Here is a 12,719-nt window from a genome sequence, read left to right as displayed (position 1 = left end):
TTCAGATCTGGTCGGGTGCGCTGATGCCGAGCAGGGCGAGGCCACCGGCGAGCACCGTCCCGGCGGCTTCGGCGAGCGCGAGCCGGGAACGGTGGGCGGCCGAGGGTTTCTCGTCGCCGAGCGGCAGAACGGTGTGCTGGAACGCGAGCAGCGCGTCGGCGGTGGCTTCCAGGTGCCGGGCGACCCGGTCGGGGGCGCGGTGGCGGGCGGCGGCGAGGAGGACGACGGGGTGGTCGCCGAGCACGCCGAGAAGCTCAGGAGCGTGGATGTCCGTCTCGTACGAGGGCCCGGTCCCGAGCTGCGCCCCGTTGACGAGCAGCCGCCGGACCCGGGCATGGGCGTACCGGACACGAAAGAGGGAGTTGCGCTCGTGCTGGACGAGGAGGGGCGGTCCGTCGAGCACACGATCATGCGGAGCGGCCCGCAACAGCGCCCACCGCGCGGCGTCGACCCCGAGGGCCTCGGGCTCGTACGCCCCACCCCTCACATGGATCCGCTCGTCCCCGCCGAACCCGGCGTCGGCCCCCTGGCCGAGAAGCAGCCGGAGAACGACCTCGGTGACGACCCCGGCCCGCTCCTCCGCCACCTCGGCGAACCGCACGACGGTCCCGGCGAGCGCGTCACCGTGCCCGTACTCGGACCCGGCGGCGAGAATCGCCCGTACGAGCTCCCCTCCGACGTCACGACGAAGGGTGAAGTTCAGAAACCCGGGCCCGGTGATGTCCACGGCCAGGATCCCGGGGGCCTCCTGGAGCCGCTCCTTCAGAACCCCGGCCACATCGAGCGCACTGCGCCCGGCCGGCCTCGCCAGACTGAGCGCGACACTGCTGGCGTACTCCCCGGTCCCCCCGGGCCGCGCCCTCTCCACCTTGACCCGCGCAGGGACGTCCACCCGCAGCGCACCCTCATCGACCGCACGGCGCACGGCGTGCTGCACGGTCAGGGAGAGGTCCGCGGGGGTCACGAGACAAGCCTAGGGGAGGAGGGGGGTCAGAACGCGAACCGGTTTCGCCATACGGGCACCTCCACGGCGCCCCCCTCACACCACCCCCCGCGCACTCCTCGCGCGCTGAGAGTCCTGCCGCCGGACGTCCTTCGGCCGAGAGGCCTGCACCCGGGATTCCTGCTGCTGACGGAGGCCTCCGGACCGGGAATCCTGCGGTCGGGCGTCCTGCGGTCTGGTGCCCTGCGAGCGGGAGTCCTGCGGCCGGGAATCCTGCGGTCTGGTGCCCTGCGAGCGGGAGTCCTGCGGCCGGATGTCCTCGCGCCGAACATCCTGCGCTCGCATGTTCTGCGACCGGGGGTCTTCGCGGCGGACGTCCTGCGACCAGGAGTCCTCACGACCGACATCCTGCGACCGGCAGTCTTCGCGGTGGCTGTCCTGCCCCTGAACGTCCTGCCCCCGGCCGCCCTCCCCCTGGACGTCCCGCTCCCGCGGCCCGTCGACTGCGGCCGGCTCCTCTCCCCCGTCCTGCCCGGCCGCGTCCGGACGCTCCCGCCGCTCACGGTGCATCAACTGCCGGACCACACGGACGAGGTCCGAGGGTTCGAAGGGCTTGGCGAGGAAGGCGTCGACCCCGGAGGACACCCCACCGACCTCGTGCTCTCCGCAGGCGCTGATGATCGCCACCGGCAGATGACTGGTCCGCGGGTCGGCCCGCAGCCGCTCGGCCGTCTTGATCCCGTCCAAGCGGGGCATGACGACGTCCAGGGTGACGACATCAGGACAGACCTGATGCACGACATCCAGGCACTCGGCACCATCGGCCGCGGTCACGACCTCGAACCCCTCGAGTTCGAGATTGACCCTGATCAACTGGCGGATCACCTTGTTGTCATCGACAACGAGTACCCGACCGGACACGCCTGACACACGAACGAGAGTAGGCCGCCCCGAAGGGCCGCGTCCGGGTTTTGCCCACTTCTGACCCGTGCGGGGGACCCACCCCCCGGTGACGCCCCGGAAATACCTGTTCACAGGCACCCCCAGAGAGCTGGTAGGGTTCTACCCGTCGCCACCAAGCGCAACGAAAGCCCCCGTAGCTCAGGGGATAGAGCAACGGCCTCCGGAGCCGTGTGCGCAGGTTCGAATCCTGCCGGGGGCACTTCGCAAGAAGTGCCGGACAGACCCCGTGATCAGCGGAAACGCTGAGAGCGGGGTCTTGTTGTATGTGCGGGCGGGTGAGGTCGGAGCCGTGCGGTGGCATGCGGGAAGACCCCGTCCGCGGCGGGAGAGCTGCGGACGGGGTCTTCCTCTGGTGGGGCCTGGGGGTTACTTGACGTTGATCGCGGTCCAGGCCTTGGCGACCGCGTTGTACTGGGTGCTGCCGGTGCCGTAGAGGTCCGCGGCGGCCGAGAGGGTGGCCGTGCGGGCGCCGGAGTAGCCGGTGGTGGAGGTCATGTAGGTGGAGAGGGCCTTGTACCAGATCTTGTACGCGGCCTGGCGGCCGATGCCGGTGAGCGTGGAGCCGTCGTAGGTCGGCGAGTTGTAGGTGACGCCGTTGATGGTCTTCGTGCCGCTGCCCTCGGACAGCAGGTAGAAGAAGTGGTTGGCCGGGCCCGAGGAGTAGTGGACGTTGAGGCGGCCGACCGTCTTCGACCAGTAGTCGGCGGAGCTGCCGTCCTTGCTGGGCTTGTCCATGTAACGGAGCGGCGTGCCGTTGCCGTTGATGTCGATCTCCTCGCCGATGAGGTAGTCACCGGTGTCGGAGGAGTTGTTGGCGTACCACTCGACCGAGGTGCCGAGGATGTCGGAGGTCGCCTCGTTCAGGCCGCCGGACTCGCCGCTGTAGCGGAGGTTCGCGGTGGAGGAGGTCAGGCCGTGGGACATCTCGTGGCCGGCCACGTCGAGGGACGTGAGCGGGTGGGTGTTGTTGATGCCGTCGCCGTAGGTCATGCAGAAGCAGGAGTCGTCCCAGAAGGCGTTCACGTACGCGCTGCCGTAGTGGACGCGGGAGTAGGCGGCGACGCCGTCGCCGCGGATGCCGCTGCGGCCGAGCTCGTTCTTGTAGAAGTCCCACGTGACGGCCGCACCGTAGTGGGCGTCGGCGGCCGCGGTCTCGCGGTTGGAGGCGAGGCCGTTGCCCCACGTGTCCGTGGAGTTGGTGAAGAGCGTGCCCTGGCCGGACGTGCCGCCGTTCAGGTCGTACGTCTTGTGGCCGCCGCGCGCGGCGTCGTTGAGGGAGAACGTGCCGGAGCCCGAGGTGCCGAGGGTGACCTGGCCGGAGTACATCGTGTTGCCGACGCCGGTCTCGATCGTCTCGACGGAGGAGAGCTCCTTGCCGGTGGTGGCGTCGGTGACGACCTGGCGGCGGCTCGGGGTGCCGTCCTTCTGGACGCCGGTGACGTACGTCTCCCAGGCGAGGACCGGCTTGCCCGTGGCCGCCCAGATCACCTTGCGGGCGGAGGAGACCTTCTCGTCCGCGTTGGCGGCGGAGGCGAGGGCGGCCTTGCCCGCGGTGGCGGACGAGACGGCGGCCGTCGTGGTGGCGACGGATATGCGGGCCGAGGTCGCCTTGGTGGTGGAGCGGGCGCCCGACTTCTTCTCGTGGACGACCAGGTCGCCGCCGAGGACCGGGAGGCCCGCGTAGGTGCGCTCGTAGCGGGTGTGAACGGTGCCGTCCGCGTCCTTGACGACGTCCCGGACGACCAGCTTCTCCTGGGCGGCCAGGCCGATGGAGCGGGCGGTGGCGGCGGCCTCGCCCTGCGCCTCGTGGATGGCGGCGGCGCGCTGGGAGGCGGTCAGCTTGACCGCCGTGGCACCGGCCTCGCGCTGGGCGTCGGCGTTGGCGGATCCGGTCTGGACACCGACGACGACCATGGCGGCCGAGGCGATCAGGGCGGCGGCGCGGGCGGTGGTACGGCGGTGCGAGGACTGCTGGCGGGTCACGCGGGCTCCTTCGCTGAAAAGCGTGGGGATGTGGGGGTGGGTGTTGCGGGTGTGAGCGTGCCAGCGAAGACGCCTGTTTGACAGGTCTGCAACAAGGATTTGACCAGCTGTTGTCCGAAGGACAGATAACTCTGTTCGTTATGCGGGGAGTTAGGGGAACCTTGCGTTCCTCTCTGCCCAGATTCGGGCAGCATCAAGCCCCCTCGGCGGGATCGTCGAGGGGCTCGGATCGAATGGGGCGTTTGGGCTTGCGTGGGTTGTTTGCGGGCTCTTCGAGGGAGTTGGGGAGGGAGTCGAGGCCGGGCCGTGCGCCGCTTGCGGGGCAACCCCCTTCGCCGAGCGCGGCCGTACAGGACGTCCACCCCGTTCCACTCGCACGCCTTCTCGCAGCGGACCCGGCCGGGCTCCCGGCCGAGGGCCGCACTCGTGACCCCGAGGAGCTTTGTCCCCCACATGGGTGACATCGCGCCACGTCTGGAGCGGTGCGGGGGCCTCCTGTCGCCGCTCCCCCGAACCGGACGGATTCCGCGTCCCGGCCTTCGTCCCGACCTTCGTCCCGACCTTCGTCCCGGCCTTCGCCCCGACCTTCGTCCTGGACGGCGGACAGGTCGCCCTCCGGTCCCGCCCGCTCGCGCCGGGACCCCGCGCCGGAGTTCTCCGTCATCGCCGCGCGCCTGTCGGGGTGCCCGTCTTGCGCGTCGACCGAGAACCGTGGGGCGCGGGGCGGTGAGGGGGGGCGCGAAGCGGCTCGGCATCGTCGGTCCGCCGGAGCGGCCCCGGGTCCTGGTCGTACGGCTCCCCGACGGCCCCACCCTGGCCGTCTCGCTCCGGCTGACCTCGGTCCGGTCGGCCTCGGTCCGGTCGGCCTCGACCCGGTCGCGGGTGCGCGGGGCCGCCTGCCGGGGAGTCGGGGAGTCCGGGCGCGGGCCGGCGCGGTGGGTGGGTGGGTGGGTGGGTGGGTAGGTGTGCGGGCCCGCCGCTCCCGGTCGAACTGCGTCGGGTCACGGGGCGGGATGGGGCGGCCCCGGTCGTCCGAGTCCGGTTGGAGGGGGAGGCGGAGGGACGCCTCCGGAGTGCGGGACAGCCACCTGCGCCTCGTCCGTCGCCGGCGTGTCGGTCGTTCGGATACCGAGTGCAACTGCCTTGCTCCGTAACGTACATGGCGGAAAGAGGTCGCAACGGGCGTCCCGTGCGCGGTAGGTGCCGCCGGTTCGGCTTTGTTGTCCTTCCCGTGGTGCACACTTGCTGCCTGGCACAGCGCTCACGGGGAAGGCGGCCTGGCAATGCTGACGGGGATCGAGGAGGTCGACTGGGCCTCGCTGGGGCACGCGTACGGCCCCGCGGACGACGTGCCGGAGCTGCTCCGCGGACTCGCCTCCACCAACCCCGCGGAGCGGGAGACCGCCCTCGACGGCATGTACGGCGCCGTGCACCACCAGGGCGACGTCTACGACTCGACGCTCGCCTGCATCCCCTTCCTCCTCGAACTCGTCGCCGACCCCGATGTCCAGGACCGGGGCTGCATCATCGAGCTGCTCACCAGCATCGGCGGGATCGAACTCGACGACGACGAGGAACTGGACGAACTCGGCGTCGACGACGAGGAGTTCATCCCCGCCGCCAACTACGCGATGGCCGCCGCCGCCATCGCCGCGGGCGCCGACGTCTTCCTCGGGCTCGTCTCGGACCCCGACCCCGAGGTGCGGCTCACCGCTCCCTGCGCGCTCGCCTCGCTGCACCCCGAGCCCGCCCGGGTGCTGGCCCTGCTGCGGGAGCGGCTCACCGTCGAGCGGGACACCGAGGTGCGGCTCACCCTGGTGGCCGCCGCCGGGCGGATCGCCCTGCGGCACGCGTCGCTGCACGCCGAGACCGTCGAATGGCTCGGCTGGCTCGCCCGCGCCGCCCACGACCCCGGGCTCCGGCTCGCGGCACTCGTCCAGCGGGCGCGCTGCGCTCCCGCCGACATCCCGGACGACGTGGTGCCGTGGGTGACCGGGCTCCTGGAGGAGATCAGGACCTCGGCGAACCGGCCTGTCTCCCCCGGCGCGGAGCGGGCCGCGACGCCGACCCTCATCGGGCAGGTCCGCGAGCTCCTGGAGGAGCACGCCGCCGGCCGGCCGGCCCCGTGGACCGAGGAGCTGCTGCGGACCCTGCACGCCGCGCTCGACGACCGGGTCGACGACCGCATCGCGCTGGTCCTCGCGCAGCTGCGCAGCCCGGACTGGGGGCAGCGTTCGGACGCGATCTGGTTGTGCGGCGGTCTGATACGGGTCTGGCGCGGGCGGTACGAGGAGGTCGTCCGGCTCGTCGGCGCACAGCTCCAGGACCCCGAGCCGCGGCTCCGGGAGGCCGCCACCTCCCTCCTCGAACGGCTCTTCGAGCTGGGTGCGCCCTCCGCCGACGCACTCGCGGCGCGGCTGGCCGTGACGCCGGGGCCCGCCGGCTCGGGGACCTGCGGGGGGCGGGGCGATGCGGCGGGGCCGGGCGGTGCTGCTGATCAGGGCAGTGCGGCGGGGCTGGGCGGTGCGGCTGGTCAGGGCAGTGCGGCGGGGCTGGGCGGCGCGGCCGATCAGGGCGGCGCGGCCGATCAGGGCGCCTCCACCGAGCCCAGCACCTCCGCCGGCCCAGAGCCCGCGCCCTCCGCCCTCAGCGCGACCCCTTGCTCCGGTCACGCCTTCGTCGGGCGGTCCGGGCGGGACGGGGCGTTGCTCGCGCTCGCTCGCGCAGGGGACACGCGTGCGGTTCCGCTGCTCGCTCGGGCCCTGGAGGAGTCGGAGGTCCGGCGTGAGCTGCTGTACGCCATGGACGGGCTCGGCCCTTCGGCGGCGATGCTCGCACCGCTGCTCCGGCGCCGGCTCGCGGAGGTCGAGCTCGACGAGCGGCTGTACGACCGGGCGGCGCCGCTGCTGTACGCCCTGGCGGCGGTACGGGGTGGTCAGGCCCTGCCGGAGGTGCTGCGGGTGCTGCGCGGGGCGCCCGCCAACCGGCGCGACTGGGTGCGGGAGGCCGCCCTGCGGACCCTGGCGGCCTTCGGGCCCGCCGCCGCGGAGGCCGTACCGGACATGCGAAGACTGATGGCCGCCGATTCGGCTGCGGTGGCCACGACGGCGGCGCGGGCGCTGTGGGCGGCCGAGGGGGATCGCGGGGACGTGCTGCCGGCCCTGGAGCGGTGGCTCCGGCCGGGCACGTCGGGTTCGGACTGGTGCGCCGCCGCGCAGGCCCTCGGCGAGATCGGCCCGGCGGCGGCCGCGGCGGCCCCGGCCCTCCGGCCCGGCCTGGCCTCGCGGGACCTGTGGGTGCGGGTCCGCAGCGCCGCGGCGCTGTGGCGGGTGTCCGGCGAGGCGTCGGCCTCGCTCCCGGTGCTGCTCGCGGCCTGGGAGGAGAACCGGCACGCGCGCGTGGACATCGCGGAGTGCCTGGCGGAGATGGGTCCCGCGGCCTCGGGCGCGCAGCTGGCGATCCTCACCGAGCTGACCCGTAGGCGCCGTCACAACGCGCGCGAGGACGGCTCGGGCAGCCACGACATCCATCTCGACGAGAAGCTGCTGACCCTGTGCCGGGCGGCGCTGGCACGGATGGAGCGGGGGGCGTTCTAGGCCTGCCCGGAGGCGGTGACAATCCGCTGGTGAGACAAAAAGGACTTCACTCCGCATAAGGTCTACTGGGAACCCGACCCCCACCGACCGACCGAGGAGCAGGAGCAGCGTGAGACCGCGCGGAGTCCGGAGCGCCGCCGGCGGCGTCCTGTGCGTCCTCGGCCTCGCCCTCGCGCTCACCGGCTGCGGCGGCCGCGAGGGCGCCCTCAAGAGCGCCGGGCCCACGCCCACCGCCGTGGGGCCGGTCCGGCTCTGGCCCGACCTTCCGCCCGCCACGAACCCGCCGATCGACTACGGCGAGTCCGACACCCAGCGCGTCCCCGGCATCGAGGTCCCCGACAACGACGTGCACTCCGTCGACCCGGTGGCGGTCGTCCAGGCCGAGGTGCGCGCCCGCCCGGACACGTCCACCGGCACGGACGGCCTGTACGAGGCGACCGCCCGGGCCATCGAGGCCTGCGGCACGGCGCCGGCGGCCTGCCCGGTCCTGCGGCCGTACTACCGCGACCTCACCGGCAACGGCCGGGACGAGCTCATCGTCGGCATCCGGATGCCGGACCAGCAGGTCGGGGTGCGGGTCTATCTCGCCGAGAACGGTGCGCTGACCCGGATCATGTCCACCGTCGACCAGGTCATCAGCGTGGAGCTGGCCGGCCGGGACCTGATCCTGCGGGTCGGTTCGGCCGGCATCCCGGGGTACGAGTACCGGACCGCCTGGACCTGGGACGAGCAGCAGCGCAGCATGCTGCCCACCCGGGACGAGATCGTCCGGGTGAAGCCGCCCGGCACCGGACCCTCGACGGTGCCCGCGCCCCGCCTGGTGAAGCCCACGCCGACCCCGACGAACACACCCGCGCCCGTACTCCCGGAGGCGACCCCGTGAGGCCCGTCCCGCTCCCGCCGGAGGCGACCCCGGCGAGGCCCGCCTCGCTCCCCCCGAAGGCGACCTCGACGAGGCCCACCTCTCTCGCCCCGGGGGCGACCCCCGCGAGGCCCGCCCCGCTCCCCCCTGAGGCGACCCCGTGAGGGCTCCCCGGCGGCCCGCCTGGACCGCGACCCTGACCTCGAAGGCCGCGCTCTTCATCACCGTGATGTGCTGCGCCCTCGCCGCGCTGCTCGGCGTGCTCGTCCACGTCTCGGTGACCGGCCAGACCGTGAGCGACTCCCGGAACAAGGCCCTGACGCAGCTCACCGAGGTCAGCGGGCTCTACGAGGCGGGCGAGCCGCTCCCCCGGTTCGCCGGCGTGGACCCGCCCGGGTTGCCGCCCTCGCTGCGGGCGCTCGCCCTGCGCGGGGAACGAGGCACGGTGGTCACGGAGTACCAGGGCCGGCCGACGATGTGGGCGGCGGGCCCGGCGGACGGCCGCGCCCTCGCCGTACGCCTCGACTACACCCAGAGCGCCGAGACGATCGACGCGCTCGACCGCTCGATCGTCGGCTCCTCCGTGCTGGCGATCGGGGTGACCCTGCTCGTGGGCGCCTTCGCCGTCACCCGGGTCACCCGCCGACTGCACCTCACCGCGCAGGTGGCCCGCCGGATCAGCGCCGGCGACCTCGACGCGCGCGTGGGCGATCCCCGTACGAAGGACCCGACCCGGCCCCAGGACGAGGTGGCCACCGTCTCCGGGGCGCTCGACACGATGGCCTCCTCGCTCCAGCGCAAGCTGCAGACCGAGCAGCGGTTCACCGCCGACGTGGCGCACGAGCTGCGGACCCCGCTGACCGGGCTCTCGGCGGCGGCCGAGCTGCTGCCGGAGGGGCGGCCCTCGGAGCTCGTACGGGACAGGGTGCGGGCGATGCGCGGGCTCACCGAGGACCTCCTGGAGATCTCACGGCTCGACGCCCGCACCGAGACCGTGGACCTGGCGGTGCACGAACTCGGGCCGCTCGCCGAGCGGGTGGTGCGCGCCTCGGGCACGGCCGCGGACGTACGGATCGTCCGGGACGCCACGGTGGAGACGGACCGGCGGCGCGTGGAGCGGGTGCTCGGCAATCTGGTGGCCAACGCGCACAAGCACGGGGCGCCGCCGGTGGTGGTGACGGTGGACGGCCCGGTGGTGTCCGTACGGGACCACGGGCCGGGATATCCGGCGTACCTGCTGGAATCGGGGCCGCAGCGGTTCCGCACCGAGAGCGGCGGCAAGGGGCACGGCCTCGGGCTGACCATCGCGGCGGGCCAGGCGGAGGTGATCGGCGCCGAACTGGTCTTCGCGGCCGCCCCGGACGGGGGCGCCGAGGCCCGGCTGCGGCTGCCGGAGTACGTACGGCTCGACGCCTCCGACACGGAGGAGTGACGGCACACCGTCACACAAAAGGGACATAGGGCATACCGCTTGCTACGTTGCGGACCATGACCGCACCCGCACCACGGCCCCGGAGCCCGGACGTGCCCCCGCCCGGCATCCGTGTCCCGAAGCGGCGCGGCGTGGAGCTGTCGCTCCTGATCGGCGCGGTCCTGATCTCCGTCCTCGGCTACGCGGAGGTCGGCCTCGCCCGCAGCGGCGCCGTGCCGCCCGACGCCGCCCGCTACGGGGCCGGACTCGGGCTGCTCGCGCTCCTCGCCCATCTCGCGGTCCGCTTCCGCGCCCCGTACGCCGATCCCCTGCTGCTGCCGATCGCGGTCCTGCTCAACGGCCTCGGCCTGGTGCTGATCTACCGCCTCGACCTGGAGACGCCGAAGGACCAGGCGGCGGCGACCCAGCTGGTCTGGTCGACGCTCGGGGTCGCGCTGTTCATCGTGGTCGTCCTGCTGCTCCGCGACCACCGGACGCTCCAGGGGTACGCGTACGTGTCGGTGGCCGCCGCGCTCGGCCTGATGATCCTGCCGATCTTCTTCCCGGCGGTGAACGGCGCCAAGATCTGGATCAGGATCGGTGGATTCTCCTTCCAGCCCGGCGAGTTCGCCAAGATCCTGCTCGCGGTCTTCTTCGCCGCGTACCTCGCCGCCAACCGCAACGCGCTCGCGTACACCGGCCGCCGCATCTGGAAGTTCCAGTTCCCGACGGGCCGGATCCTCGGGCCGATCGTCGCGATCTGGCTGCTGAGCGTCGGCGTCCTCGTCCTGGAACGGGACCTGGGCACCTCTCTGCTCTTCTTCGGCCTCTTCGTGATCATGCTGTACGTGGCGACCGGCCGCACCGGCTGGATCGCGGTCGGTCTCGTCCTGGCCTCCGCGGGCGCCTTCCTCGTCGGCTCGCTCGAACCCCACGTGCACAGCAGGGTGCAGGACTGGCTCGACCCCTTCGCCTCCATCCGGGCCGGGAACGGGCCGGGGCAGCTCGCCCAGTCGCTCTTCGCCTTCGCCGCCGGAGGAATGCTCGGCACCGGGCTCGGCCTCGGCCATTCCGTCCTCATCGGCTTCGCCACCAAGTCCGACTTCATCCTGGCGACGGCCGGCGAGGAGCTGGGGCTCGTCGGCCTCACCGCGCTCTTCCTGCTGTACGCGCTGCTCGTCGCCCGCGGCTACCGCGCCGGCCTCTCGCTGCGCGACCCCTTCGGGCGGCTGCTCGCGATCGGCCTCGCCTCGATCGTGGCGCTCCAGGTCTTCGTGATCGCGGGCGGGGTGATGGGGCTCATCCCGCTGACCGGCATGGCGATGCCGTTCCTGGCCCAGGGCGGTTCGTCCGTGGTGACCAACTGGGTGATCGTCGCGCTCCTCATCCGGGTCAGCGACTCGGCCCGCGCACCCCAGCCCGACGACGCCGACACCGGGGAACTCGCGAAGGTGGGCACACAGTGATCCGGTACATCCGGAGGGCCGCCGCCCTCTGCCTCGTCCTCCTCGTCGCCCTGCTCGTCAACGCCGCCCGCGTGATGGTCTTCGAGGCCGACTCCCTCGACGACAACCCGGCCAACCGGCGCATCGCGATCGACCGGTACGCACACCCGCGCGGCGAGATCGTCGTCGACGGAAAGCCGGTGACCGGCTCCCGGGACAGCGCGCAGCAGCTCCGCTGGGAACGGACCTACCTGCAGGGGCCGCTGTACGCCCCGATGACCGGCTACGCCTCCCAGACGTACGGCACGACGCTCGTCGAGCACGCCGAGGACGACATCCTCGCCGGCACCGACCCGAAACTGGCGCCGCTCCCCCTCTGGAACGACCTCACCCGCGGCCGGCAGCCCGGCGGCGACGTGGTGACCACCCTCCGCGCCCCCATGCAGGAGGCCGCCTACCGGGGGCTCGACGGGAAGCGGGGCGCGGTCGTCGCGGTCGAACCGTCGAGCGGCCGGATCCTGGCCCTCGTCAGCTCGCCCTCGTACGACCCGGGCGTCCTCTCCGGGACGGGTCAGGAGGTCAAGGACGCCTGGCGGCGCCTCAACACCTCGCCCAACCAGCCGATGCTCAACCGGGCCCTGCGGCAGACCTACCCACCGGGCTCCACCTTCAAGATCGTGACGGCCGCTGCGGCGCTGGACGCCGGGGTGGTCCGGGACGTGGAAGCCCCGACGGACACCCCCGACCCGTTCGTCCTGCCCGGCACCCGGCAGGTCCTGCCCAACGAGGCCACGGGCTGCGGCGACGCCTCCCTCGCCTCCGCGATCCAGTGGTCCTGCAACACCGTGATGGCCGGACTCGGAGTGAAGGTGGGCCTGGACGGGATGGTCGAGGCGGCGGAACGGTTCGGCTTCAACGACACCGGGCTCCGGGTGCCGTCCTGGGTGGCGAAGTCCAACTTCGACCGGCGGATGAGCCCGGACCAGCTGGCCCTGTCGTCGATCGGCCAGTTCGACACGACCGCGACCCCGCTCCAGATGGCCCTCGTCGCAGCCGCCGTCGCCAACAACGGCGAAATCGCCTCCCCCTACCTCGTCGACCGCACCACCACCTCCGGCGGCACAACCGTCGACCACACCGGCCGCCGCAGCTACCGCCAGGCGATGAACCCCGCGACCGCCATGCAACTCCAGCGCCTGATGGTCCGAGCCGTCGAAGAGGGCACCGGAACCAACGCCGCCATCCCCGGCGCCCGCGTCGGCGGCAAAACAGGCACCGCCCAACACGGCTTCGGCAACACCGGCACCCCCTACGCCTGGTTCATCGCCTGGGCCCAGTCCGACGACGCCGCCCAACCCGCCGTGGCGGTGGCAGTCGTCGTCGAGGACGCGGAGGCCTCCCGTACGGACATCAGCGGGGGCGGCAGCGCGGCGCCGATCGCGAAGGCGGTGATGGAGGAGGCCCTGCGGTTGGAGGCGGAGGCGCGGAATCCGTAACCGGGATCCTGGGTTCGAGG

At 72.9% G+C, this 12,719-nt stretch carries 8 protein-coding genes and 1 tRNA gene; 6 read left to right on the top strand and 3 right to left on the bottom strand.

Annotated features, from left to right (window positions below):
- Position 1: 1 nt before the first annotated feature.
- Both nrtL and ACFYUS_RS03415 read right to left on the bottom strand, forming a co-directional pair.
- A complete protein-coding gene (gene nrtL, locus ACFYUS_RS03420; protein WP_388845138.1) occupies positions 2 to 964 on the bottom strand; it encodes an ArgS-related anticodon-binding protein NrtL in 963 nt (320 codons plus the stop codon).
- Between the two features lie 75 nt (positions 965 to 1,039).
- Entirely contained in the window at positions 1,040 to 1,873 is an 834-nt protein-coding gene (locus tag ACFYUS_RS03415; protein ID WP_388845135.1) for a response regulator, read from the bottom strand.
- A gap of 160 nt (positions 1,874 to 2,033) precedes the next feature.
- On the opposite strand from ACFYUS_RS03415, the gene ACFYUS_RS03410 reads away from it, so the two are divergent.
- A tRNA-Arg gene (locus ACFYUS_RS03410) sits at positions 2,034 to 2,105 on the top strand.
- Between the two features lie 167 nt (positions 2,106 to 2,272).
- Here ACFYUS_RS03410 and ACFYUS_RS03405 read toward each other — a convergent pair.
- A complete protein-coding gene (locus ACFYUS_RS03405; RefSeq protein WP_388845132.1) occupies positions 2,273 to 3,889 on the bottom strand; it encodes a M4 family metallopeptidase in 1,617 nt (538 codons plus the stop codon).
- A 1,283-nt stretch (positions 3,890 to 5,172) separates the two neighbouring features.
- Between ACFYUS_RS03405 and ACFYUS_RS03400 the strand changes: the two genes are divergently transcribed.
- The 5 genes from ACFYUS_RS03400 to ACFYUS_RS03380 all read left to right on the top strand — a co-directional run bounded on the left by ACFYUS_RS03400 (position 5,173) and on the right by ACFYUS_RS03380 (position 12,699).
- On the top strand, positions 5,173 to 7,485 hold the full coding sequence (locus ACFYUS_RS03400; protein WP_388845129.1) for a PBS lyase: 2,313 nt from the start codon (positions 5,173 to 5,175) through the stop codon (positions 7,483 to 7,485).
- A 109-nt stretch (positions 7,486 to 7,594) separates the two neighbouring features.
- Entirely contained in the window at positions 7,595 to 8,368 is a 774-nt protein-coding gene (locus ACFYUS_RS03395) for a hypothetical protein (protein WP_388845126.1), read from the top strand.
- Positions 8,369 to 8,507: 139 nt separating this feature from the next.
- Complete coding sequence (locus tag ACFYUS_RS03390; protein WP_388845123.1) at positions 8,508 to 9,779, top strand: ATP-binding protein; 1,272 nt, start codon at positions 8,508 to 8,510, stop codon at positions 9,777 to 9,779.
- Between the two features lie 56 nt (positions 9,780 to 9,835).
- Entirely contained in the window at positions 9,836 to 11,224 is a 1,389-nt protein-coding gene (locus tag ACFYUS_RS03385; RefSeq protein WP_388845120.1) for an FtsW/RodA/SpoVE family cell cycle protein, read from the top strand.
- A complete protein-coding gene (locus ACFYUS_RS03380) occupies positions 11,221 to 12,699 on the top strand; it encodes a penicillin-binding transpeptidase domain-containing protein (protein WP_388845117.1) in 1,479 nt (492 codons plus the stop codon). Before ACFYUS_RS03385 ends, ACFYUS_RS03380 begins: the two co-directional genes overlap by 4 nt.
- The last annotated feature ends 20 nt before the right edge of the window (positions 12,700 to 12,719 follow it).

Source organism: Streptomyces sp. NPDC004284 (assembly GCF_042874035.1).
Taxonomy (GTDB): domain Bacteria; phylum Actinomycetota; class Actinomycetes; order Streptomycetales; family Streptomycetaceae; genus Streptomyces.
The sequence above is the reverse complement of the archived record's forward strand: the minus strand, read 5'-3'. Positions and strand labels throughout refer to the sequence as shown.